Origin of the sequence: Rossellomorea sp. LjRoot5 (genome assembly GCF_964253455.1) — a bacterium.
In the GTDB taxonomy this organism is placed as follows: Bacteria; Bacillota; Bacilli; order Bacillales; family Bacillaceae_B; genus Rossellomorea.
Genome location: NZ_CAXUQN020000001.1, coordinates 1,368,264 through 1,393,882 on the forward strand (window position 1 = coordinate 1,368,264; position 25,619 = coordinate 1,393,882).

General features: G+C 45.4%; 22 protein-coding genes. 17 read left to right on the forward strand and 5 right to left on the reverse strand.

Features of this window, described 5'->3' with window-relative positions; translation table 11 throughout:
• Positions 1 to 26: 26 nt before the first annotated feature.
• The 4 genes from ACSQ2E_RS07015 to ACSQ2E_RS07030 form a co-directional block, all read right to left on the reverse strand.
• The gene (locus ACSQ2E_RS07015) at positions 27 to 1,043 is read right to left on the reverse strand and encodes a DUF4179 domain-containing protein (RefSeq protein ID WP_435989896.1); all 1,017 of its coding nucleotides are present in this window, start codon (positions 1,041 to 1,043) and stop codon (positions 27 to 29) included.
• A complete protein-coding gene (locus ACSQ2E_RS07020) occupies positions 1,040 to 1,603 on the reverse strand; it encodes a sigma-70 family RNA polymerase sigma factor (RefSeq protein ID WP_435989897.1) in 564 nt (187 codons plus the stop codon). The genes ACSQ2E_RS07015 and ACSQ2E_RS07020 overlap by 4 nt, the downstream gene beginning before the upstream one ends.
• Before the next feature lie 393 nt (positions 1,604 to 1,996).
• Complete coding sequence (ytrI, locus tag ACSQ2E_RS07025; protein ID WP_435989898.1) at positions 1,997 to 2,503, reverse strand: sporulation membrane protein YtrI; 507 nt, start codon at positions 2,501 to 2,503, stop codon at positions 1,997 to 1,999.
• On the reverse strand, positions 2,500 to 2,835 hold the full coding sequence (locus ACSQ2E_RS07030; RefSeq protein ID WP_034756917.1) for a YtrH family sporulation protein: 336 nt from the start codon (positions 2,833 to 2,835) through the stop codon (positions 2,500 to 2,502). Before ACSQ2E_RS07030 ends, ytrI begins: the two co-directional genes overlap by 4 nt.
• Positions 2,836 to 2,972: 137 nt before the next feature.
• On the opposite strand from ACSQ2E_RS07030, the gene dnaE reads away from it, so the two are divergent.
• From dnaE to ACSQ2E_RS07070, 8 genes are all read left to right on the forward strand, one after another.
• A complete protein-coding gene (gene dnaE, locus ACSQ2E_RS07035) occupies positions 2,973 to 6,323 on the forward strand; it encodes a DNA polymerase III subunit alpha (protein WP_435989899.1) in 3,351 nt (1,116 codons plus the stop codon).
• 163 nt (positions 6,324 to 6,486) lie between these two features.
• Entirely contained in the window at positions 6,487 to 7,725 is a 1,239-nt protein-coding gene (locus ACSQ2E_RS07040; protein WP_435989900.1) for an NAD(P)-dependent malic enzyme, read from the forward strand.
• Positions 7,722 to 8,381 (forward strand): FadR/GntR family transcriptional regulator, encoded by a 660-nt coding sequence (locus tag ACSQ2E_RS07045; protein WP_435989901.1) that lies wholly within the window; start codon positions 7,722 to 7,724, stop codon positions 8,379 to 8,381. Before ACSQ2E_RS07040 ends, ACSQ2E_RS07045 begins: the two co-directional genes overlap by 4 nt.
• Positions 8,382 to 8,509: 128 nt before the next feature.
• Positions 8,510 to 9,385 (forward strand): acetyl-CoA carboxylase, carboxyltransferase subunit beta, encoded by an 876-nt coding sequence (accD, locus tag ACSQ2E_RS07050; RefSeq protein ID WP_034756926.1) that lies wholly within the window; start codon positions 8,510 to 8,512, stop codon positions 9,383 to 9,385.
• Complete coding sequence (gene accA, locus ACSQ2E_RS07055; protein ID WP_435989902.1) at positions 9,379 to 10,359, forward strand: acetyl-CoA carboxylase carboxyl transferase subunit alpha; 981 nt, start codon at positions 9,379 to 9,381, stop codon at positions 10,357 to 10,359. Before accD ends, accA begins: the two co-directional genes overlap by 7 nt.
• A gap of 330 nt (positions 10,360 to 10,689) precedes the next feature.
• The gene (gene pfkA, locus ACSQ2E_RS07060) at positions 10,690 to 11,649 is read left to right on the forward strand and encodes a 6-phosphofructokinase (protein WP_435989903.1); all 960 of its coding nucleotides are present in this window, start codon (positions 10,690 to 10,692) and stop codon (positions 11,647 to 11,649) included.
• Between the two features lie 30 nt (positions 11,650 to 11,679).
• The gene (pyk, locus tag ACSQ2E_RS07065; RefSeq protein WP_435989904.1) at positions 11,680 to 13,440 is read left to right on the forward strand and encodes a pyruvate kinase; all 1,761 of its coding nucleotides are present in this window, start codon (positions 11,680 to 11,682) and stop codon (positions 13,438 to 13,440) included.
• A gap of 194 nt (positions 13,441 to 13,634) precedes the next feature.
• Complete coding sequence (locus ACSQ2E_RS07070; RefSeq protein ID WP_435989905.1) at positions 13,635 to 14,021, forward strand: FxsA family protein; 387 nt, start codon at positions 13,635 to 13,637, stop codon at positions 14,019 to 14,021.
• A 34-nt stretch (positions 14,022 to 14,055) separates the two neighbouring features.
• Here the strand turns inward: ACSQ2E_RS07070 and ytvI are convergent, their stop codons facing one another.
• The gene (gene ytvI, locus ACSQ2E_RS07075) at positions 14,056 to 15,162 is read right to left on the reverse strand and encodes a sporulation integral membrane protein YtvI (protein ID WP_435989906.1); all 1,107 of its coding nucleotides are present in this window, start codon (positions 15,160 to 15,162) and stop codon (positions 14,056 to 14,058) included.
• A 158-nt stretch (positions 15,163 to 15,320) separates the two neighbouring features.
• Between ytvI and ACSQ2E_RS07080 the strand changes: the two genes are divergently transcribed.
• The 9 genes from ACSQ2E_RS07080 (at position 15,321) to hflC (ending at position 25,579) form a co-directional block, all read left to right on the forward strand.
• Positions 15,321 to 15,779, forward strand: a complete 459-nt coding sequence (locus tag ACSQ2E_RS07080; protein WP_435989907.1) for a DUF441 domain-containing protein — start codon at positions 15,321 to 15,323, stop codon at positions 15,777 to 15,779.
• A 326-nt stretch (positions 15,780 to 16,105) separates the two neighbouring features.
• Positions 16,106 to 17,224: a citrate synthase gene (citZ, locus tag ACSQ2E_RS07085; RefSeq protein WP_435989908.1), complete on the forward strand. Its 1,119-nt coding sequence runs from the start codon at positions 16,106 to 16,108 to the stop codon at positions 17,222 to 17,224.
• A gap of 116 nt (positions 17,225 to 17,340) precedes the next feature.
• Positions 17,341 to 18,615 carry an NADP-dependent isocitrate dehydrogenase gene (gene icd / locus ACSQ2E_RS07090; protein ID WP_435989909.1) on the forward strand — a complete coding sequence of 425 codons (1,275 nt, stop codon included), beginning with the start codon at positions 17,341 to 17,343 and terminating at the stop codon, positions 18,613 to 18,615.
• 78 nt (positions 18,616 to 18,693) lie between these two features.
• On the forward strand, positions 18,694 to 19,632 hold the full coding sequence (mdh, locus tag ACSQ2E_RS07095; protein ID WP_435989910.1) for a malate dehydrogenase: 939 nt from the start codon (positions 18,694 to 18,696) through the stop codon (positions 19,630 to 19,632).
• Positions 19,633 to 20,202: 570 nt separating this feature from the next.
• Positions 20,203 to 20,679 (forward strand): MaoC family dehydratase, encoded by a 477-nt coding sequence (locus ACSQ2E_RS07100; RefSeq protein ID WP_060671058.1) that lies wholly within the window; start codon positions 20,203 to 20,205, stop codon positions 20,677 to 20,679.
• A gap of 222 nt (positions 20,680 to 20,901) precedes the next feature.
• Positions 20,902 to 21,621: a response regulator transcription factor gene (locus ACSQ2E_RS07105; RefSeq protein ID WP_435989911.1), complete on the forward strand. Its 720-nt coding sequence runs from the start codon at positions 20,902 to 20,904 to the stop codon at positions 21,619 to 21,621.
• A complete protein-coding gene (gene pnpS, locus ACSQ2E_RS07110; RefSeq protein WP_435989912.1) occupies positions 21,618 to 23,417 on the forward strand; it encodes a two-component system histidine kinase PnpS in 1,800 nt (599 codons plus the stop codon). Before ACSQ2E_RS07105 ends, pnpS begins: the two co-directional genes overlap by 4 nt.
• A gap of 271 nt (positions 23,418 to 23,688) precedes the next feature.
• The gene (gene hflK, locus ACSQ2E_RS07115; RefSeq protein WP_435989913.1) at positions 23,689 to 24,651 is read left to right on the forward strand and encodes an FtsH protease activity modulator HflK; all 963 of its coding nucleotides are present in this window, start codon (positions 23,689 to 23,691) and stop codon (positions 24,649 to 24,651) included.
• Entirely contained in the window at positions 24,644 to 25,579 is a 936-nt protein-coding gene (gene hflC, locus ACSQ2E_RS07120; RefSeq protein WP_435989914.1) for a protease modulator HflC, read from the forward strand. Before hflK ends, hflC begins: the two co-directional genes overlap by 8 nt.
• Positions 25,580 to 25,619 lie beyond the last annotated feature (40 nt).

The window sequence follows — 25,619 nt, forward strand, 5'->3', positions numbered from 1 at the left end:
GTTCAATTTCAATAGGGGAATGGGAATTATTTTTCTAAATCAAAGATGATCGGTTCGAGTTCAATCTCTGTATGACCTTTCCCCGACCCGAGACTGGCGATTTCAATGGGTTCGATGATGAGTCGGCTGGCTCCATCCTGGATGGTTCCGAATTCTGTTGTCCCTTCGTATGTTTTTCCGTTATCTGTTGAAAAACCGCCACCGCCCGTTCCATCCATATACACATGACCCAGGTCGTCGGTCACTTTGAAGACGGGTGAAACCTCAGGCCACTCCTCGAGCAGATTGTCCGTCGCCACTTGTTTGTATGCAATGACGGTTGATACATCGGTGAACTCAACAGATTTCAACGTGAAGGTTACATCTTTACTCTGAACCGTTTCATTGATTAGCTGCAGGTCGCCTTTCAGCCGTTTTAATGAGAAGGCGAAAGACCAGTCTCCTTTGACTTCTGTATCATTGGACGTGCTGTAAAGAGTCTGAGGTTCCCAGGTTATCTCCACCTTCTCCGGAAAGTCGCCGCCTTTAAAGCTTGGGGTGATGGTGGACAGTCCGACATAGCGGGTAGGGCTGATCTTGGTGAGTTGACTGCTTCCGCCGCTTCCGTTCGCACCCTTAACGTCAAACCAATTCCCTCCGCTGTGTATGTCTTCCCCGAAGTCTTTGTCTGTTTCGATGGCATAGGATATTTTAATATTCGTGCCGTCATAAACGGCGTTATCAATCAGGATGGTCACACCATTGCTTGTTTCGGTAAGACCGATATCAGTCGAGTAGTCTTCAAACTCTTTGTACGGTTCATCAGTAAAATAGCGTATGACATCGTCCATAAACGGGAGTTGTGTGGCAAAAGACGGATACGCAAAGCTTGCGGCTGTGGAGACGCCGATCAGCATAACGGACGCGACGGCCATATTCCTCCAAACATTTGTCTTTTTACGTTTATTTAATATATGTTGTTTGACCCGCTTTTTTTCCAACTCCGTCACTTCTTCAAGTTCAAGTGAATCTATATCTAAATCCATCCATTCCTTCATGCTCATACCAGCCGCTCCTTTAAATTCACATTCGTAGCTAATTTTTTCTTTCCGCGGTATAACCGGTTATCCACCGCCGCTTTCGAAAGGTTGAGGTGATCTGCAATCTCCTTATTGGTTAAATCTAAATAATACTTCATCATGAAAATATCCCGATCCAGTTCCTCCAGCTGACTGATGGCTGCCAATAATTCGTTTTTTTCTTCCCGATGCAAAATGGATATATCGGTCCCGGGAGTACTTGATTTTGCAAGGAGGGATTCGTCCTGCTGTTCACGGGCATTCCGTTTTTCGGCCTGCCGGTATCGGTCGATTGCCTTGTATTTCGTGATCATCCCGACCCACTTTCTGAAGTCTTCACGCTCTCCTTTAAACTGATTTGCGTTTTGCCAGACGGTCAGGAAGACATCGTTGATACATTCATCGACGTCCAGACGATTTTGATTGTGTAGGATTTTTGTAGCGATTGTTTTCACAAGCGGCATGTATGCATCGATGATATACTCCAATGCATCCTCTTTTTTCTTTTTTAACCTGGTGATGAAATTGGTCGGTGAACTTTTCATTGAATTCGCTCCTTATATGGTTGAAAGGCCTTTACACTATATACAACGAAAGGATGTGGAAGTTATTCTCAGGTAAGTTGGAATTTTTTTGGACTTATTCCAGTATACAATTAAGGCTGGGTATGGAAGTGGGTAATTTTGTAATTTGACGCAATTATCGGTGGGAATTGGAAATGACGCAATCAAGGACGTTTTTGACGCAATTATCAAAATAATGACGCAATAAATTGAATTTTGACGCAATTGCGGTCGAAAATGACGCAATCATGATGAAAAAGAAGAAGATGTCTCTCAGAAAGCGTGTCAAAGAGGCAATCAAACAACCATTTCAAAACCATCGCGAGCAAATTAAACAAAAAAGAACCCATCACACGACAGGTTCATCCAACAAATCTAATCATCCTCATACTTCAACTCCAGCGTAATCTGAGTAGTCGTGTAAAAGTACATTTCCTTCACTTTCAGCCGGAAGTTCTTATCATTCAGCTTGACGGTTTTATTTTCAATGATTTTCTTGATGAGCTCTTTATTTCCGTACACCGTTTCTAAATCCTTGGTCAAAAGGCTCCGCAAATCTTCGCTCAGTTTGTCCTCGGTTTCATGAATACTGAGCAGTTCCACTTTTGTCTTGGTGTTATTGATGATCTTAATCTTGACTTCCTGGATGATCAGTTCGTTTTCGTTTTCCTGATTTAACTGTTTATATTCTTCCTGTAAGTAGGACAGAGTGTTTTTCAATTTGCTGATGTCGTTTTTCTGTTCTTCTATTTTAAGGGCCTGTTTTTCATGCATGGTGCCGAACATGAAGAGGAAGATCATCCAGCTGATGATGCCTCCTACGACCATTCCGGCGAAGAACCGCTGCCAGGAGGGAAGCCGGTAGAAAGGGGGGATTCTCATGACGGCATATGTTCCTGGGTGAGCCAGGTGATGATCATGGCAGCGGTGTTCGCTCCTCCGAGTGCAGACAGGATCCACAGGAATTGCTTGAAGAGTTCTTTTGTCTCCCCGTTCAGGAAGCCTTTTTCAAAGCTGTACACTGTATCGAATGTGCCGCCGATTGCTGCGATGATGGCCCAGATGCGCAAGAAATCGGATAGTCGTCTCATTTCAATGAACAGGGGCTGCCCCATGGCAAACGAGGCCAATCCGCCGAGCAGTGATCCACCGAGCAGTACTCCCATAGCGATAAAGAAGCTTTTGAATAATTCCGGAAAGAAAGCTTCCGCCATTTCATCATCTCCATCTGTTACGTGTCTTTACGATAACTATATGGGATTCGGGGACAAGATATGAGGGAGAACATATTTTCTTTTTTGCGGTTTCTTACCTATAATAAAGGTATATTGAGAAAAAGGTTGTGCATAACATGTCATTTGTTCATTTACAAATAGCGAGTGCCTATAGTCTCTTGTCTAGCACGATTTCGATAAATGGACTTGTACATAAAGCGAAGAAGTCAGGGTATAAGGCGCTTGCCTTGACCGATAAGAATATGATGTATGCCGCGATCCCTTTTTATAAGGCGTGTATAAAAGAAGATATCAAGCCGATCATCGGATTGACCGCAGATATTGCCTCAGATGAAGGTTCCCATCCCCTTGTTCTCCTTGTGAAAAATCAGACGGGCTATCAGAATCTATTAAAAATCTCAAGTGCCATCGGGGCGAAGTCGAAAGAAGGACTACCGCTGAAGTGGCTTTCATCCTACAGTAAGGGATTGATCGCCATCACTCCAGGCGTCTCTGGTGAGATTGAGAGTCTGCTATTACATGATCAAACTGAAAAAGCGAAGGAATGCATCCACACCTATCAGCAGATATTCGGCCGGGACTCCTTTTATTTAAGCATTCAAAAGCATGGCATTGCCTCTGAGGATGCGCTTATCCCAATACTACAACAGGTAGCGGAAGAGACCGGGACGGAAATGGTCGCCACCAATGATGTGCAGTACCTGGAGCAGGAAGATCATTTTGCCCATGAGTGTATGGCTGCGATCCGGGACGGGGTGAAATTGGCTGAGGATGACCGGGACGTACTCGGATCACAGGAGTATTACTTCAAAAACAAGGATCAGATGGTGGAGCTATTCTCTGATCATGTTGAGGCACTGGAAAATACGATGAAGATTGCCGATCTCTGTCATTTGACCATTCCTTTTCATCAACAGCTCCTACCGAAATATCCTCTGCCTGAAGGAGTCACCGCCCTCGTGGAATTGACTCATCTTTGTGAAAAGGGGTTAAGTGAGCGGGTGGAGTCTGTTTCCGATGAGTATATTGAGCGCTTGGATTATGAGCTTGAAGTCATCGGCAGGATGGGGTTCAGCGATTACTTCCTGATCGTGTGGGATTTCATGAAATATGCGAAGGACAAAAAGATCCTGACCGGACCGGGACGTGGGTCGGCAGCAGGTTCCCTCGTTTCCTACGCTCTCCGGATCACGGACGTGGATCCCCTGGAGCATCAGCTGTTGTTTGAACGATTCCTGAATCCTGAACGGGTGTCAATGCCGGATATCGACATCGATTTCCCGGATCATCGGCGCGATGAAGTGATCGAATATGTGGAAGGGAAGTACGGCAGCCTGCATGTCGCCCAGATCATCACGTTCGGGACGTTTGCAGCGAAAGCGGCGCTCCGTGATACGGGGCGTGTGTTCGGACTCAATATGAAGGAGCAGGAGCAGGTATCGAAGCTCGTGCCGAATCAGCTGGGGATCACGCTGCAGGAAGCGTATGAAAAGTCGAAGGGGTTCCGGGAATTTGTGACGGGCTCTGATCATTATAAAAAGTTGTTTCAGACGGCTCTTAAACTGGAAGGGCTTCCGAGACACACCTCCACCCATGCGGCGGGAGTCGTGATGAGTGAAGCTCCTTTAGTGCAATGGGTGCCGATCCAGGGGAGTTCATCTGGTATTCATCTGACACAGTATTCTATGGATATTTTAGAAGAGATCGGATTGTTGAAGATGGATTTCCTCGGACTTCGCAATCTGAGTATATTGGAAAGAATCGTGAAGAACGTTGAAATCGGGACGGGAAAACCGTTTGCTATCGAGTCGATCCCGATGAATGATGCCAAAACGTTCGAACTGCTCACTAAAGGGCAGACGAATGGGATCTTCCAGCTGGAATCGGATGGGATGCGGAATGTGCTGAAAAGGCTCAAGCCTAATTCCTTTGAAGACATCGTGGCGGTGAACGCCTTGTACCGTCCGGGTCCGATGGAGAACATCCCGATGTATATCAATCGGAAACATGGAAAAGAACAGGTGGAATATCCTCATCCCGATTTGAAACCGATCCTTGAAATGACGTATGGGGTCATCGTGTATCAAGAGCAGATCATGCAGATCGCTTCGAAAATGGCCGGGTTCTCCCTCGGCGAAGCGGATCTCCTCAGACGAGCGGTTTCCAAGAAGAAAAAGGACGTCCTCGATCAGGAGCGGGAGCATTTCGTTTCCGGTTCGATCCGTAAAGGCTACAAAGAAGAGGTCGCCCATACGATTTATGACTTGATCGTCCGCTTCGCCGATTACGGTTTCAACCGGTCGCATGCCGTTGCCTACAGCATGATCGCCTATCAGCTCGCTTACCTGAAAGCACACTATCCTGCGTTCTTCCTATCATCCCTCCTGACTTCCGTCGTTGGGAATGAAGCGAAGGTGGCTCAGTATATGCGGGAAGCCACGCAGTATGACATTGAGATCCTTCCCCCGTCCATCAATAGCAGTCAGTTTGTTTTTACAGTAGAAGGAAAGAATGTGATCCGCTACAGCATCGGGGCGATTAAAGGTATCGGGGCTGCGGCTCTAAAGGAAATCACCCGTGCGAGAAAGGAAAAGCCGTTTCAGGATCTGTTCGATTTCTGCATGAGGGTGTCATCGAAGACGATCAACCGGAAGATCTTAGAGAATCTTGTTCTCTCCGGGGCGTTTGATGAATTCGGGATCGACCGCGCTACCTTGCTTGCAAGCCTTGATGTGGCAGCGCAGCATGCAGAGCTTGTGAATCCTGATGACGATCCTGACTTGTTCCATGAGGAAGAGGCGTTTATGCTAAAGCCTAAATACGTGGAAGTGGATGACATGACGATCGATACGAAGCTTCAGTTTGAGAAACAGGTACTTGGACTATACTTATCGGATCACCCGGTTTCTTCTTACCGGCCTTTATTTGAAAATCTCGGATTGCAGCAGATAGCCGACCTTCAAAAAGGATCGAAAATGTCACTCGGCGGTTATATTACCGGGATGAAATCGATTCGAACAAAAAAAGGGGAAGTGATGGCTTTCCTTGAGATCGGGGACGAAAGCGGTGAGATGGAAGCCGTCGTGTTTCCGAATGTGTACAAACATAATATGCCATTACTGAAAGAAGGAAATATTCTCCTATTCGGGGGCAATGTGGAAGATCGCAACGATAAGCTTCAGTTCATCGTGAACCAGCTCGAAACGATGGAAGACGTTCAAGCAAGGGTGAAAGAGAGCAGCCAAAAGCTCTATTTAAAAATCGCCGCGGGTCAGGACGAAGAAGCTTGTATGGAGAGGATCCATCAAGCCATTAACCGGTTCAAAGGAAAGATTCCGGTCATCGTCTACAACGAGCAAGCCAAAAAGAGTATAAGGCTTCCGGATCATCTGCGCATCAATCCTTCACAAGGGGCTCTTAGGGAATTGTACCGAATTCTTGGGGAGTCAAATGTGATATTGCAATAACATACTTTACTAAAACCATAATTTATATTATTGTTTAATAGAAAAAGGTGGTCTGACCACCTCTGAACTTATTATTTTATTTATCCATTTTTACATTTAGAAGAGTCGTCTTTGGCACGATTCGATCCATAGCATGTAAAAGAATCAGAAGGAGTGAGCCAATTTGTCATTACGTGAAGAAGCTCTGCATATGCATCGAGTGAATAAAGGGAAATTAGAGTCGAAATCCAAGGTGGAAGTCCGAAATGCGGATGACTTGAGCTTAGCTTACTCCCCCGGGGTGGCGGAACCTTGTAAGGTGATTTATGACAAGCCTGAAACCGTCTATGATTACACGATGAAAGGGAATATGGTCGCGGTTGTTTCCGATGGTACGGCTGTTCTGGGTCTTGGGAATATCGGACCTGAAGCGGCTCTTCCCGTCATGGAAGGAAAAGCGGTACTATTCAAGAGTTTTGCAGGAGTAGACGCATTCCCGATCTGTTTGAACACAACGGATGTGGACAAGATCGTTGAAACCGTCAAGCTCCTTGAGCCGACGTTCGGAGGCGTGAACCTTGAAGATATCGCCGCTCCGAATTGCTTTGAAATTGAAGAGCGCCTGAAGAAAGAAACGAATATCCCTATTTTCCATGATGATCAGCATGGTACGGCAATCGTTACTGTGGCGGGACTTGTGAACGCTCTCAAAATTGTCGGGAAGAAAATGTCCGAAATCAAAGTCGTGGCGAATGGCGCCGGTGCTGCCGGTATGGCCATCATTAAGCTTCTCTACCGTTACGGGGTAAGGGACATCATCATGTGTGATTCCAAGGGTGCGATTTATGAAGGTCGTCCTGAAGGGATGAACAGCACGAAAGACGAAGTGGCGAAATTTACAAATCGTGACCATATCAAGGGCGGCTTAGCTGAAGTATTGAAAGATGCCGACGTATTCATCGGTGTATCTGTTGCCGGTGCACTGACGGAAGAAATGGTTTCTTCCATGAAACAGGATCCAATCATCTTCGCCATGGCGAACCCTGTTCCTGAAATCATGCCGGAGCTTGCGAAAGCAGCGGGAGCCAAAGTGATTGGAACAGGACGTTCTGATTTCCCTAACCAGGTGAACAATGTCCTTGCCTTCCCTGGGATCTTCAGGGGTGCACTGGACGTACGTGCAACACACATCAATGAAAAAATGAAGCAGGCTGCTGTAGAAGCGATTGCTTCTTTGATCACGGAAGACGAACTGAACGCGGACTATGTCATTCCTGCGCCATTCGATAAACGCGTCGCACCGGCTGTAGCTGCTGCCGTAGCCAAGACGGCTATGGAAACAGGGGTTGCCCGATTAAAGGTGGACCCGGAAGAAATCCGTAAGAAAACAGAAGATTTAGCAGTCATCGGGAAGAGTGAATGATGACAGAAGTGAACTCTCTCCAAACTCACGCTAAGGTATATATTGGAATTGTTCACCAGCTTAGAGAAATGATATCAAAGGATTGTCTGAAGCCTGGAGATAAAATCCCGTCCGAAAGGGAGCTGTCCGAGCGCCTGAACGTCGGACGCTCCTCAGTAAGGGAAGCACTCAGGGCCCTAGAACTGTTAGGGCTGATTGAAACCCGCAGAGGGGAAGGTACCTTCCTTCGGGATTTCAGGGACCACCATCTGATCGACCTTCTGGGCATGTTTATCCTCCAGGATGACATGGCTCAGGAAGACATCCTTCAGACGAAGATGATGATTGAAAAAGAAGCATTGAAGGCTTTGTATATAGATAAAAGGAAAACAGATTCCCTGCATGTGAACGTTTCAGAATCAGAGAATCTGGACGACGTGTTCAGGGAGATCGTCATGATGAGTTCGAATTACTTATCCCAACGGATCTGGAATATCCTGAATGATTTCGAGACGTTGATCTGTGGTGAGAAGAAGCTCACGGCAGCTATGAGGGAAGAACTGATCTCAATGCTCAGTGGCATCGATCACCAGGAGAAAGAGACTGTGCAAGAGACGTATAGAAGGGTTAGGAAAATTGTCGATGAAGACGCGACAATTTCCAACATCTTTTTTTAAACACTTCCATTAAACTGATAGTCAAGCAGTTAAAGCACTTACTATAGAGAAGCGAATGGGCAGCTGTCATGTAAGGGAATATTTCCCCGCTGAAGCAAGCTAGTGTCATTCGGTAAGGAGGTTTCACCTTGCTAAAGGAACTTTTTAACAAATCAAAAAAAGAAAAGAAAAAATATGCAACGATTCCTTCTGAAGCGGCCAAACATGACGTTCCGGAAGGCATCATGACAAAATGTCCTGATTGCAAAAAAATCATGTACACGAAAGAACTTCAAAAAAACTTAAAGGTGTGCATCCATTGTGGATACCATCATGGCATGAGCTCACCAGAGAGAGTCGATAGTTTTATAGATGAGGGCACGTTCAAGGAGCTCGATCATGACCTGACTTCAGGTAACCCCCTGAACTTTCCTGATTATGAAAGTAAAGTGGAAAAGGACCGTAAGAAGACGGGCATGAATGAAGCCGTCCTGACAGGTTCAGGAAAGGTTAATGGAGTGGAAGTCGTGACAGCCATCATGGATTCCCGTTTCCGGATGGGAAGCATGGGATCGGTGGTCGGAGAAAAAATCACGAGAGCCATTGAAGAAGCAGATAAACGGAAGGTACCATTCATCATTTTCACGGCTTCAGGCGGAGCGCGTATGCAGGAAGGTGTCCTTTCCTTGATGCAGATGGCGAAGACCAGTGTAGCGTTGAAACGTCTGAGCGATAACGGTGGGCTCTTCATCTCGATCATGACCCACCCTACGACAGGCGGAGTATCCGCGAGTTTCGCATCCGTCGGGGATTATAACTTTGCGGAGCCGGGAGCACTGATTGGATTTGCAGGCAGAAGGATCATCGAGCAGACGATCCGTGAAGACCTGCCGGAGGACTTCCAGACATCCGAATTTTTATTAAAGCATGGACAACTTGACGGAGTCATCTCGAGACTCGAGTTGAAAGAGAAAATCGGGACAATACTTGATATACATCAGTGGGACGGTGATCTGCCATGGTAAATGAGATGGAATTTGAAAAGCCTGTATACGAACTCAAGAAGAAAATTGCCGAACTGAAGGAGTTCACCCAGAAGTCGGACGTCGATTTATCGAAGGAAATCGAGAAGCTTGAGAACCGTCTCACAAAGCTTCAAAATGATATCTACGAAAACATGAAGCCATGGGAAAGGGTCCAGGTGGCCCGTCATCCGGAGCGTCCGACGACTCTGGATTATATCAAATATCTCTTTACGGACTTCATTGAAATGCACGGAGACCGTCTGTATGGGGATGACGAAGCGATTGTTTCAGGCGTCGGGAAGTTTCACGATGTCCCTGTGACGATCATCGGTCACCAAAGAGGGAAAGATACGAAAGAAAACATCCGCCGGAACTTCGGGATGCCTCATCCTGAAGGGTACCGAAAAGCACTCCGCTTGATGAAGCAGGCGGACAAGTTCAATCGGCCGATCATCTGCTTCATCGATACAAAGGGTGCGTATCCCGGGAAAGCGGCAGAAGAACGCGGTCAGAGTGAAGCCATTGCACGGAATCTTGTGGAGATGGCCGGACTCACGGTTCCCGTCATCTGCATCGTCATCGGTGAAGGCGGAAGCGGCGGTGCATTGGCCCTTGGAGTGGGAAATCATATTCATATGCTTGAAAACTCCACCTACTCCGTCATCTCACCTGAAGGGGCAGCGGCCATCCTCTGGAAAGATTCCACCCAGGCGAAACGCGCGGCTGAATCCATGAAGATCACGGCTCCCGATCTTAAGGAGCTTGGGATCATCGATGACATCATCACGGAAGTAAAAGGTGGAGCCCATAAAGATGTAGAGGAACAGGCGAAGTATATCAACGACGTCCTTAAGAGCTCATTGAAAGAGTTGGTTCCGATGAAAAAGGAAGAGCTAATCCAACATCGTTATGAAAAATTCAAGGCGATGGGTGAATATTCGGTTTTAAATGATCTTATCGGGGTAAAATCATAACAAACGATGGACTGACAAATAGGAGATACCATTTGTCAGTCTTTTTCATTCAAACGTTAAAAATAAACGGTTTGTGACGATATTTTGAAGGTTTTAACAATTAAAACGCTTCCATTTAATAGATTATTTCGTCTTTTGCTTTTCCTCCTAGTAACTTGTTGAGAACCTTGAACCTTCGTGTTATTTTAGAAATAATCCAAAGTCTATTGGTCCATAATAATGTAATGAATGAAACCTGTAATTTTCCTTTTCTTTGATTTATGTGAAACGATTAACAAGTAGTCCCATTCATTTACATATAAAGGCATATTTCTTAATGAGGTGATCGTAGTGAAAAAGATTGGTGTATTGACGAGTGGTGGAGATTCACCCGGTATGAATGCAGCCGTCCGTGCAGTTGTGCGTAAAGCCATTTTCATGGATATAGAGGTATACGGTATATATCAAGGGTATAATGGATTAATCAACGGGAACATCAAGAAGCTTGAGCTTGGTTCTGTCGGTGATATCATCCATCGTGGCGGAACAATGCTTTATACAGCCCGCTGTGAAGAATTCAAAACAAAAGAAGGCCAGAAAAAAGGGATCGAGCAATTAGAAAAACACGGCATTGAAGGACTTGTTGTCATCGGTGGGGACGGTTCTTACCAAGGGGCAAAAGCCTTGACGGAATGGGGATACCCATGTGTCGGTGTACCGGGAACGATTGATAATGATATTCCCGGGACTGAGTATACAATCGGTTTCGATACAGCGCTGAATACGGTTATCGATGCGATCGATAAAATCCGTGATACGGCTACATCCCATGAGCGGACGTTCATCATTGAAGTAATGGGACGCAACGCGGGGGACATCGCTCTATGGTCAGGTCTTGCCGGTGGAGCTGAAACGATCCTGATCCCTGAGGAGAAATTCGATCTTGATGACGTTGTCGGTCGTTTGAAAAAAGGACAGGAACGCGGAAAGAAACATAGTGTGATCATTGTTGCAGAAGGTGTCATGTCTGCAAATGAATTTGCGAACCGCTTCACAGAAGAAACAGGAATGGATACGCGTGTCTCCGTCCTTGGTCATATTCAGCGCGGTGGAACACCGACAGCTGCAGACCGTGTCCTTGCAAGCCGCTTAGGGGCTCATGCCGTTGAGCTATTGGCCCAGGGTAAAGGCGGAAGAGCGGTAGGAATTGAGAAAAATCAATTAGTTGATTACGATATCATTGAAGCACTTGCCAAGCCACATCAAATTGATTTAAACATGTACAGACTTTCCAAAGAGCTTTCAATCTAAATTGTTGTAAGATTTCAGGAGGTAAAGAAAATGAGAAAAACGAAAATAGTATGTACGATCGGTCCTGCCAGTGAAACTGTAGAAAAGTTATCACAACTGATCGAAGCCGGAATGAACGTTTCCCGCTTGAACTTTTCACATGGTGACCACGATGAGCACGGACAGCGTATCATCAATATCCGCGAAGCAGCAGAAAAAGCCGGTAAAACAGTCGGGATCCTGCTTGATACAAAAGGTCCGGAAATCCGCACAAACAATATGCAGGACGGAGCTATCGAATTAACACAAGGATCCAACATCATCGTTTCCATGAAAGAAGTACTGGGAACAACTGAGAAATTCTCCGTTACATACGAAGGATTGATCGATGATGTTCATGTCGGTTCCAAAATTCTTCTTGATGACGGTTTAATCGGTTTGGAAGTGACGGAAATCGACAAAGCGAACGGCGAAATCCATACACATGTTGCCAACAGCGGCACCCTTAAAAATAAAAAGGGTGTAAACGTACCGGGCGTATCTGTGAACCTGCCGGGAATCACTGATAAAGATGCCAGCGATATCGTATTCGGTATTGGACAAGGCGTTGACTTTATCGCAGCATCATTCGTACGTCGTGCATCCGATGTACTTGAGATCCGTCAATTATTGGAAGAGCACAATGCTTCACATATTCAAATCATCCCTAAGATCGAAAACCAAGAGGGTGTAGACAACATCGATGAAATCCTTGAAGTATCTGACGGATTGATGGTTGCACGTGGAGACCTTGGTGTGGAAATCCCTGCTGAGGAAGTACCACTTGTGCAGAAAATGCTGATCAAGAAATGTAATTCTCTTGGTAAGCCTGTCATCACAGCGACTCAAATGCTTGATTCTATGCAGCGCAACCCAAGACCGACAAGAGCCGAAGCAAGTGACGTAGCCAACGCCATATTTGATGGTACAGATGCGATCATGCTTTCTGGTGAAACGGCAGCAGGTACTTACCCTGTAGAAGCGGTTCAAACGATGCATAACATCGCGTCGAGAGCAGAAACGGCGCTAGATTACAACGCGATCCTATCTTCTCGCAGCAAAGACAGCGAGCACAATATGACGGATGCCATCGGTCAATCCGTTGCCTATACAGCTCTAAATCTTGATGTGAATGCCATTGTCGCTCCGACTGAGAGTGGCCACACGGCACGCATGATCTCTAAATACCGTCCGAAAGCACCAATCGTAGCCGTGACTGGTACAGACTCTGTATCACGCCGCCTGGCACTTGTATGGGGCGTATACCCTACAGTCGGCCGCAAAGTGACGACAACCGATGAAATGCTTGATATGGCAGTAGAAGAGAGCGTCAACTCAGGTATGACGAAGCACGGAGACCGCATCGTCATCACAGCGGGTGTTCCGATTGGTGAATCCGGAACGACGAACCTGATGAAAATCCACGTAGTGGGCGATGTCGTTGCAAAAGGTCAAGGAATCGGACGTAGATCTGCATACGGTAAAGCAGTCGTTGCCACATCAGCTGAAGAAGCTGTGAAGAACATGACTGACGGTGCCGTCCTTGTCACAATCGGCACGGATAAAGAAATGATGCCTGCCCTTGAAAAATGTTCAGCACTGATCGTTGAAGAAGGCGGTCTGACAAGTCATGCAGCCGTAGTCGGAATCAACCTTGGAATTCCTGTCGTGGTCGGAGTCGATCATGCCACCTCATTATTCAAGAATGGCCAGGAAATCACGGTGGATGCGACTCATGGCGTGATTTATAATGGGTATGCGAGCGTATTGTAAGTAGATATTTATGGGGAAACCAGAGTCTTTATAAGGGCTCTGGTTTTTTGTATTAGGTGGAGTGTTGTGGAGGCAACACTTCAAAAGCACCGTAACAAGGATAACCCGTACGCACTCAACCAACATAAAACACAACTTCCCTAATATGCTATAATAAATACCAGCAAGTACTAAACCAAGTGGAGGAATCCATCATGAGATATATGCTTTTACTATTGATTATCATACCTGCGCTTGAAATTGGATTATTGGTCCTTTCCGGACAGGCCATTGGTCTGGTCCCGACCGTGTTATTGATTATTACGACAGGGATCCTCGGAGCGTACCTGGCCAAGAAGCAGGGGATCGAGACGATAAGAAAAGCGCAGCGGGACATGCAGTATGGGCAGATGCCTGGGGAGGCCATCATGGATGGTTTGTGTATCCTTGTGGGAGGTATCCTCCTGTTGACTCCGGGATTCGTTACCGATGCCTTTGGATTTTTATTATTACTCCCACCTACTAGAAGAATGTTCAAGCCATACTTTTTCCGGTTATTCAAACGTTGGATCAATAAAGGGAACGTTATTATATATCGATAATGAAGAAAGCACTGCTCACGAGCAGTGCTTTTCCCTATTTTACACCCATAATGAATTTCCACGTATCTTCAAACACTCCTGCCCGCTTCAAAGTGGATAGGATCACGAGTACAACAGGGCCGACGATCAGTCCGAGAAAACCGATAAGCTTAAACCCGACGAATAGAGCGATCAGGGTAGCGAGGGGATCGAGACCGATGCTTGAAGACAATACTTTCGGCTCCATGATCTGCCGTTGGACGACAACGACCAGGTACAGGACCGACAGGCCGATCCCCAATCCTGTATTGCCCGTAATGAATTCATAGATGATCCAAGGCACGAATACTGCCCCTGTCCCGAGATAAGGGAGGATATCCACGAGACCAGTCACGAGTGCAATGGTGATAGCGTAATCTACTCTGAGGATGATCAACCCGATCAACACGATGATGGCCGTGATGGAGATGAGAGTGAATTGAGCACGGATGAACCCGAACAGTGCCCGTTTTAAGTCGAAGAACACTTTCCTTCCACTGCTCATTGCCTTACCCGGAATGATTTTCTCCGCTTTGGAGGATAATGTATACCAATCCTTGCTGATGAAGAATGTGGCGAGTGCCGCGAAGATCAGGACCGATGCGGCATTTGGGATCCACGAGATCAGCTGCGGCAGTTTGGTAAAAAAGTTCTGCAGGAAATCACCAGCCGACGTCGCGATTTTCGTTCCGGCTGTCTGGACATTTTCAAGTATCGTATCCTGCTGACCGGCTTCAAGATTTTTAAATAATCCGGCAAGCTGATTGTAGAGGGGGATAACGTGTTCCACGATGATATCCTCTGCATATGAAACAAGAGTTTGAACATGCTTAGGCAGCTCTTCTGCTAAATAATTGGCTCCGGAGACGATCTCCGCAATCAATAACGTGATGAGCCCTGCAAAAATGGCGACGATCAAGATGAGGGACACAGTGACGGCCCATATCCTTGGCAGCCATTTCTCCAGCCCGTTCACCAGGGGATTGATCAACAAGGCGATGGCAACGGCGATAATGAATGGATAAGCAAGTTTCCATATGTAATAGAGTGAAATCAATGAGAAAATGATGATCGAGAGAACGATCAGAAAGCGGATCGTTCGATAAACATAATCTAAATTCAAGGGTTTCCCTCCTACCGGGTCTAGTACTTCTATTTTATAGGAGACAGGAAATGAAAGGAAGATATATTTGCAGTGGTTGGAGCATTTTATGAATGAAGTGAAAAGTTGATATGGTAGGATAATGATTGGAGTACATAAAGGAGAGGCAGGGGAATGATATGATTCAGCCATTCATGTTTTTACTGCTTTTATTGGGAATCGGGCTGATGGCGAAAAATCAATCCATCATTATAGCCGTAGCATTTCTAATTGTACTAAAGCTGATTGGGCTTGATGAGAAAATTTTCGCGACGATCCAGTCGAAAGGCATTAACTGGGGGGTGACGATCATTACGATTGCCGTACTCGCACCGATTGCGACCGGGGAAATCGGCTTTAAGGATCTCGTTGATTCGTTGAGGTCCCCTTATGCCTGGATTGCACTCGCCTCCGGGATGGCAGTGGCATTGATTGCGAAGAATGGGTTGATTCTATTGGAAGATGACCCCCACCTGACGACGGCCCTCGTCCTTGGTACAGTGTTAGCCGTCGCTCTCTTTAAAGGGGTGGCAGTCGGGCCGTTGATCGGAGCCGGTATCGCGTATCTTGCTATGAAACTGTACGAATTATTTCTGTAAACATGAATGGGGGTGATCCTCCGGTTCGATCCTCTTTTTTTTAATGGTTTATTTTTCTAGAAAAATAATTTTTATAGAAATTGGTGCGTTTCCGTTCACAAAAGTCAGATAATTGTTTATAATAGGAAATGTAAGCGCATCCCAAGCTCTCATGATATTATAGGAAGAGCCGGGAATCATTTTTTGTATAGGAATTGAGCAATCGCTCAGCGTTTTTTTACGTTCTTTTTAAACAAGCCTACTAGACTTGATAGATCGTTCTGTAGGGTTTTATACTCATATGAAAATGGGTAAAAGAGAAATATATAACTAAAGGAGAGGTTATTATGACAGCAACTCGCGGATTAGAAGGAGTTGTAGCGACGACATCGTCCATCAGTTCGATCATTGACGATACCCTTACATATGTTGGCTACAACATTGATGATTTAGCAAATAATGCAAGCTTCGAAGAGGTAATTTACCTATTATGGCATCTGAAACTGCCTAATGCATCAGAACTTAAGGAATTTACAGAGCTGTTAGCAGCTAACGCTGAATTGCCTAAGGAAGTCATCGAGCATTTCAAGATGTACAACATCAAGGAAGTCCACCCAATGGCCGCTTTACGTTCAGCTGTATCCCTACTTGGATTGTATGATGATAAAGCAGACGTGATGGAAGAGAAGGAAAACTATCTGAAAGCCGTTCGCCTTCAAGCGAAGATCCCGACGATCGTCACGAGCTTTGCACGTATCCGCAACGGTCAGGAACCGATTGCACCACGCCAGGATTTAGGTTTTGCAGCTAACTTCCTATACATGCTGACAGGGAAAGATCCTGAGCCTGTTGAAGTCGAAGCATTCAATAAAGCACTTGTCCTTCATGCGGACCATGAGTTAAACGCTTCCACGTTCACAGCACGTGTGTGCGTTGCGACTCTATCTGACGTCTATTCAGGTGTTACCGCTGCGATCGGTGCCTTAAAAGGACCGCTTCACGGTGGGGCAAATGAGCAGGTTATGAAGATGCTTACTGAAATTGGTTCTGTTGATAAAGCAGAAGAGTACATCCTCGATAAATTAGAGAAGAAAGAAAAAATCATGGGCTTCGGTCACCGCGTTTATCGTCAGGGAGATCCACGTGCCAAGCATCTGAAAGAAATGTCCAAGAAATTAACTGAATTAACGGGACAAAGTAAATACTACGAAATGTCCGTTAAGGTTGAAGATGTATTCACATCAAATAAAGGTCTACCGCCAAATGTTGATTTCTACTCAGCATCTGTCTACCACAGCTTAGGCATCGATCATGATCTATTCACGCCGATCTTTGCAGTAAGCCGTGTATCCGGCTGGTTGGCACATATCCTTGAACAATATTCCAACAACCGCCTGATCCGCCCTCGTGCTGATTATGTAGGGCCTGGCAAGCAGGAATATGTACCTGTTGATCAAAGAGGTTAATCATCAATATTTACAAACAGTAAAAATATTGGTGTAATAATAAGAGAAGGGGAATGACTCAACATGCTTAACAAATGGGTCATCCCCTTTGATAATGAAAAAATGGAGGTTACATAATGACACAAGGTGAAAAAATTACAAACGAGAATGGCCAACTTAATGTGCCTAACAATCCAATCGTCCCATTCATTGAAGGTGACGGAACGGGTCCAGATATTTGGGCATCAGCGAAGCGCGTCCTGGATGCTTCTGTAGAGAAAGCATACAAAGGCGAACGCAAGATTTCATGGAAAGAAGTATATGCTGGGGAAAAGGCATTCAACAAAACAGGCGAATGGCTTCCAAACGATACGCTTGAAGCAATCCGTGAATACTTCATCGCGATCAAAGGTCCACTTACGACTCCTGTCGGCGGCGGAATCCGTTCATTGAACGTTGCGCTCCGCCAGGAATTGGATCTTTTCACATGCCTGCGTCCAGTACGCTACTTCGAAGGTGTTCCTTCACCGGTTAAGCGCCCTGAAGACACTGACATGGTCATCTTCCGTGAAAACACTGAGGATATCTATGCAGGTATTGAGTACGCAAAAGGTTCTGATGAAGTGAAAAAATTAATCACTTTCCTTCAAGATGAAATGGGTGCTAACAAAATCCGTTTCCCAGAAACATCCGGTATCGGAATCAAGCCTGTTTCTGAAGAAGGGACAAATCGTCTTGTGCGTGCAGCGATCAATTACGCGATCACAGAAGGCCGTAAATCAGTAACGCTTGTTCACAAAGGGAACATCATGAAGTTCACTGAAGGAGCTTTCAAAAACTGGGGTTACGAGCTTGCTGAGAAAGAATTCGGCGATAAAGTATTCACTTGGGCTCAATATGACAAGATCAAAGATGCTGACGGATTGGAAGCAGCGAACAAAGCTCAATCTGATGCTGAAGCAGCTGGTAAGATTATCGTGAAAGATTCAATCGCTGATATCTTCTTACAACAAATCCTTACTCGTCCTGCTGAGTTCGATGTTGTCGCAACAATGAACTTAAACGGGGATTACATCTCTGATGCACTGGCTGCTCAAGTAGGTGGAATCGGTATTGCTCCTGGAGCAAATATCAACTACGAATCAGGACATGCGATCTTTGAGGCAACTCACGGAACGGCTCCTAAATATGCAGGTATGGATAAAGTGAATCCTTCATCTGTCATCCTTTCAGGTGTACTTATGCTTGAACACCTTGGTTGGACAGAAGCTGCTAACCTGATCACAAAATCAATGGAAAAAACAATCGCTTCTAAAGTGGTAACATATGACTTCGCCCGTCTGATGGATGGAGCGACAGAAGTGAAATGCTCTGAGTTCGGTTCTGCGTTAATCGATAACATGGAAGCATAATAATTAGACATAAGGTTGGGGTGCTTCGTATAGGAGCACTCCTTCCTTTACATAATGAGACGAATAGGAGGAATCATGATGGCAATTAAACGTAGAAAAGTATCTGTGATCGGTGGGGGTTTCACCGGGGCGACAACGGCATTGATGCTCGCCCAGAAAGAGCTTGGAGATGTTGTATTGGTTGATATTCCGCAAAACGAGGATCCAACGAAAGGGAAAGCACTGGATATGCTTGAGGCAAGTCCTGTACAGGGGTTTGATTCAACCATCATCGGTACGTCCAATTATGAAGATACTAAGGGTTCAGATATCGTTGTCATCACTGCAGGGATTGCCCGTAAACCAGGTATGAGCCGTGATGATCTGGTTCAGACCAATCAAAAGGTCATGAAATCAGTGACTCAGCAAATCGTGAAGCATTCACCTGACTGTTACATCATCGTCCTGACCAATCCCGTGGATGCCATGACCTATACAGTGTTCAAGGAATCCGGTTTCCCGAAAGAGAGAGTGATCGGTCAATCAGGAGTCCTGGATACAGCCCGCTTCCGGACGTTTGTCGCACAGGAATTAAACCTGTCCGTAAAGGATATAACAGGCTTCGTCCTGGGTGGTCATGGTGATGACATGGTTCCTCTTATTCGTTACTCATACGCTGGAGGAATCCCTCTGGAGACATTGATCCCTAAAGAACGCCTGGACTCAATCGTTGAGCGCACCCGTAAAGGCGGAGGCGAAATTGTCGGGCTACTCGGGAACGGAAGTGCCTACTACGCCCCGGCCGCTTCCCTCGTCCAAATGGTCGAAGCCATCCTTAAAGACCAGCGACGCGTCATCCCGGCCATCGCCTACCTCGAAGGCGAATACGGATTCGAAGGCATCTACCTCGGCGTCCCAACCATCCTAGGTGGAAACGGCCTCGAGAAAATCATCGAACTCGAACTCACAGAAGACGAAAAAGCAGCACTATCCAATTCAGCTGACGCAGTTAAAAACGTCATGGCTTCATTGGCTTAACGACATAACTAAAAACTGACTTCCATTACGGGGGTCAGTTTTTTTATTGTTTTAACTCTATTTAAGACTGCGTTTATTTTAGGATTATTAGAAGGGGACTAGATTATAATAGATTTTGAAGTAGTATAAACATATGCCCCGATAGTTGATTGAAGCGGAAGGTGTTCGACTCCTGCGGGGAACAACGAAAAGCGGAGGCGGCTTGCTCAGCCCCGACAAGCATAAGATGAATGAGCCGGGAAGGCGTTTTTTGCCTTCATGGACCATTTAGCTTATGACCTCGAGGGGCTAGCCGCCGTAGCTGGACAAGGTAGGACACCACTTGCAGCCGAGGAGGCTCACCGCCAGCCCCGCGGAAAGCGAGCACCTGCAGCGGAAATCAACCAGCACATGCTCCGTATAATTTCACAAAAAAATATCAGCCATTCAGAGAACATGAATTTCCCACACCCACGCGTAAAAATTCTTTGTATGGTAACCCTAAAAATGATAAAATACTAATAGACAGACAATAAAAACAATTTTTATTATTTAAAATTGTAATCGTTTACATACTTGGAGGTGCTTCTTATGTTATTAGGGAAAAAGAGAAAACTGGGAAGGAAAATCGACGAAATGACGGTCGGTGAAAAACTGACCCTCACAGAAAAAATTGAAGACAATGAACTTCTTCTATACCTTGGGCTCACAAATGATGCCAATCCATTATATATCCAGCACGACTATGCGTCACAAACGCCGTTTAAAAAGCCGATCGTTCCATCAATCATGCTGACGGGGATCATTACATCGGCCGTATCCAAATATCTGCCGGGGCCGGGCTCCCATATCGTGGAGCAAACCATTGAATTTCCAAAACCGGTCTATCATTACGCAACGGTTCAATTCCTTTTTGAAGTGACAGAAGTAAATCCACATAATCATCTGGTTACCATCCAGGTATCGGCCACGAACGAGGAAGATGAAAAGGTGATTAACGGAACCATCAAAGTTTGCCCGCCTCACCGCCTGGAAAAAATGAATAGTCATGCATTGGAAAACTTCTAATGCCGGGAAGGAGCTATGACACATAGCTCTTTTTTTTTATGCATGAAAAATGATAAAGAAAATGATCGAAGTGCATCCTATAAATAAGTAAAATGAAAAACTAAAAAGGATTAAATCTCTCTAAATGATGGTAAGCCCCGAGAATTATATTATAATGAGGATACAATTACATAAACAGTTTGGATGTTGGGGTTAATTTTCTTTGGTATGGAGGCACAACAAATGAGCAAAAAAATCTTGGTAGTCGACGATGAACAGTCCATTGCAACACTCTTGAAGTACAATCTGGAGCAATCCGGATATTCGGTGACAACGGCACATGACGGAGCAGAGGGAAGGGACCTGGCGATTGAACAGTCCCCGGACCTGATCGTCCTTGACCTGATGCTTCCGTCCATGGATGGCATCGAGGTATGCAAAGAACTGCGTCAGCGAAAAATCAATATCCCGATTCTGATGTTAACGGCTAAGGATGATGAATTTGATAAAGTCCTAGGCTTGGAGCTTGGAGCTGACGACTATATGACAAAGCCGTTCAGCCCCCGTGAAGTGGTTGCGAGGGTGAAGGCGATCCTGAGACGCAGCCAGGCCATTCGGGAAACGGCAGAAGCGGCTGCCGAGGAACCTACCGATTATAAGGAAGTCGGGGAACTAAAGGTGTATCCTGAACAATATGAGGCGTATTTTCAGGGGGAATTACTAGAACTGACACCGAAGGAATTCGAGCTTTTATTATATTTGACGGATAATAAAGGAAGAGTTCTGACAAGAGATCAGCTACTGAGTGCTGTATGGAACTATGATTTTGCCGGAGATACGAGAATCGTGGATGTGCATATCAGCCATCTGCGTGAAAAGATCGAATCCAATACGAAAAAACCTATTTATATCAAAACCATCCGTGGTCTCGGGTATAAATTGGAGGAGCCTAAAAATCGATGACCAAATTTAGAACAAAGCTCCTATTTGCTCTAATTACTCTGATCATCGCTGTCTTAATAGGGCTGGGTCTGCTTTTGGGCCAGATTTTCAAGAACTTCTATTTAGATACCTTTAACTCCAGGATTCAAAAGGAGGCCAGGTTACTGGCGAGCTCCATTGAAGAAAACGGAGCACCGAAAGAAATCAATCCCGATATGATTAAAGAATTGAGCGACATACTGGATGTCCGGATTACGGTACTTGACAAGGCCGGTGATGTGGTCCACGACACGGACACGTCTGATTCACTGGTCGGTCCCCAGCAAAAGAGGATCGTACAGGAAATCCAAAAGAACTGGGATGTGAAAGAGAAGCATAAAAAACTTGTCACGTCGGGAAATGAATACCGATATTATTGGTATCCATTAAAAAATACCAATGATGAAATGATGGGTCTTCTCATTATGGGCACGGAAGTAGAAGCCTTGCAAAAAGGGAACCAGCAAATCTGGTTTGTCTTATCCGTTTCATTGGGCCTTGCCCTGGTCCTCATCATCATCCTGGGTTCACGGATTACGGTGAGATACACAAAGCCCATCGAATCAGCGACCAATGTGGCCATGGAGCTTGCCAAGGGGAATTACCGTGCGAGGACATACGAGGATCGTCTGGATGAAACGAGTATGCTCAGTACTTCCATCAATATTCTGGCGAGAAACCTTCAGGAAATGGTGAATGCCCAGGAAATGCAGCAAGACCGCTTAACGACTTTGATTGAAAATATGGGGAGTGCTCTCCTATTGATCGATCACCGGGGTTTTGTCGTCTTAACGAACAGGACGTTCAGGGAATTCTTTAACCTGGAGGAAAGCCAACTGAAAAAAGTACGGTATCATGAGGTGATTCACTATTCGGAAGTGAATAAGCTCGTAGAGGAAATCTTTATGACGGAGGAGCGATTGCGAAAGCAGATTCTCCTTCCGTACAAGCTTGATCGAAAGCACTATGAAGTGTATGGTGCACCTATTATCGGCAACAATGACGTGTGGAAAGGGATCGTCGTCGTATTCCATGACATAACGGAGCTAAAAAAGCTTGAACAGATGCGTAAAGATTTTGTGGCGAACGTGTCACACGAATTAAAAACGCCAATCACCTCGATCAAAGGATTCTCAGAAACACTATTGGACGGAGCAATGCAGGAGCCTGAAACGCTGAAATCTTTTTTAGACATCATTCTAAAAGAAAGTGACAGGCTGCAATCCCTCATTCAGGATTTGCTGGAGTTGTCTAAAATAGAGAAGCAGGGATTCCAGCTATTTATTGAAGAGGTTGAAGTGGCAGGGCTGATAGAAGATGTGATCCCTATTTTAAAAGAAAAAGCGAAGCCGAAGGACATTTCACTTCAAGCCGATTTCAAATCAAGGGGAATGGCAGATGTGGATTCATACCGGTTAAAGCAGGTCTTCATCAACCTGATCAGCAATGCGATCGTGTATACTCCAAAAGGCGGAAATGTGTCGGTCACGGTAAAGGAAGATCAGGATATGGTCTATGTACAAGTAAAGGATAACGGAATGGGAATCAGCCAGGAAGAGCTCCCCCGCATCTTTGAACGTTTTTACCGGGTGGATAAAGCGAGAAGTCGCAATTCAGGTGGAACCGGTTTGGGCTTGGCCATTGTCAAGCACATCATTGAAGCTCATGAAGGTGATATTGAAGTGGAAAGCGAACCGGATAAAGGAACGACTTTCACTGTCACATTGAATAAACGATCTTCATCCATCGCTCACCGTGGAAATCAAGGAAAACCTTAGTCGTTTTTCACCTTATTTACATTGTTTTTACAATAGCTTTAAATTCAATTAACAATGGGGTGGTACGATACTAAGTGAAACCCCTTCATCCAAGGTGTTACGAAAAGACGAGAACCAACCCCGTTCTCGTCTTTTCGCTATTAAATTATGAAAGCGCTTTCTTATTATCTCTTGTCATCTTCTCTTAATATTCTTGAAACCTTTTTGTCTTACGCCCGTATATCTTAGTAAGCAGAAAATAAGATATAGAGATGGAAAAGGGAGGGTGCATATGAGCTTGAAGCGTGTTTATACTCTTGCAGGAATGGTGCTCACAGCCATTATTTTAATTGTTGTCCTACTGACATCGTGGTATACCGTCGACGAATCAGAACAGGCACTGGTGTTGACGTTCGGGGATGCAGGCGAACCGGTTGTCGAGCCTGGACTGCATTTCAAGGTGCCGTGGCCGGTACAGTCAGTGGAAGTCTTGTCGAAAGAAACCTTCAGTCTTCAATTTGGATATGAAGAAAAAGACGGGAAAATCAAGGACTTTCCAAAAGAAACAAAGATGATCACGGGGGATGAGTACATTGTGCTGGCTGATCTTGTGGTTCAGTGGAAAATCACGGATCCTGAAGGTTATTTATTCAACTCGGATAATCCTAAAGAAATCCTGTACGATGCAACTTCATCTTCGTTAAGAAGCATTATCGGAAGCTCCTTGATCGATGATGCCTTAACGTCAGGAAAAGCCGAAATCGAGGCAGATGTAAGGGATTTATTGACTGAGTTGATCGATGATTACGATATTGGAATCTCCATTCTTGCGGTGAAGCTGCAGGATGTTGAGTTGCCGAATGCAGAGGTCCGCTCGGCGTTTACAGCCGTAACGGATGCAAGGGAAACGATGAATACGAAAATCAATGAAGCCAAGAAATACCGAAATCAGCGGACTAACGAAGCCCAGGGTGAAAAGGATGCCATCATATCAAGAGCCAAAGGGGATAAAATTGCACGTGTGGAGCAGGCGCGTGGAGATGTAGCGGTATTTGATAAATTGTACAATGAGTATAAGTCAAATCCCGAGATTACAAGAAAGCGTCTCGTGTTGGAAACACTTGAAAATGTCCTGCCGAATGCAGAAATCTACATTATGAAAGACAGCGGGGACACATTGAAATATTTCCCGATCCGTCAAATGGAGAATCAGACTCCTCCGGCGAAACAGGAAGGAAGTGATGAGAATGAGTGATCAAAACGTATTTGATATCAACACAAAGAAAAAAGAACCGATCGAGTGGAAACGTTATACGAAATTAGGTATCTTTTTCGTGATTCTCATCGCTGTCCTCCTTATCCTGTTTACGAGTCTCTTCATTGTCAAAGAAGGAGAATACAAAGTCGTCCGTCAATTTGGGGAAGTGGTACGAATCGATAAGGAACCGGGTATGAAATATAAGATCCCCTTCATCCAATCCGTCACTACCTTACCGAAGCATCAAATGACGTATGACGTGACAGAAGCAGAGATCAATACGAAAGATAAAAAGCGGATGCTCATCGACAATTATGCCGTGTGGCGCATTGAAGACCCTCTTAAAATGATCAAAAATGCCAGAACGGTGATCAATGCAGAGACAAAGATGGAAGAATTCATCTATTCCGTTGTCCGCTCAGAGCTTGGTCGATTGGAATATGATGAAATCATCAATGATGAGAAGTCTTCAAGAGGAAGCTTAAACGATAAAGTGACAGACAAGGTGAATGAGCTGTTGCAGCGGGACAATTATGGAATCGTCGTTCAGGATGTTCGCATGAAGCGGACGGATCTTCCTGAAGCGAATGAAAACTCCGTCTATACCCGTATGATCTCGGAACGTGACTCCAAAGCACAGGAATACCTGTCCATGGGGGATGCCGAGAAACAAAGGGTGACAGCTGAGACCGATCGTGAAGTAAAAGAGCTGCTTGCAAAAGCCGGTGCCGAAGCCAATGTAATCCGGGCGGAAGGAGAATCAGAAGCGGCGCAAATTTATAACAAATCCTTCTCGAAGGATCCGAGCTTCTATGACCTTTATAAAACGCTCGAAACCTATAAGAAAACCGTGGATGATAAAACCGTCATCATTTTACCATCGGATTCACCGTATGCACGGCTGTTGATGGGGTATACGGAATAACGTGAAGAAACTCTTGGGATGGGTAGTTTACCTGATTTCC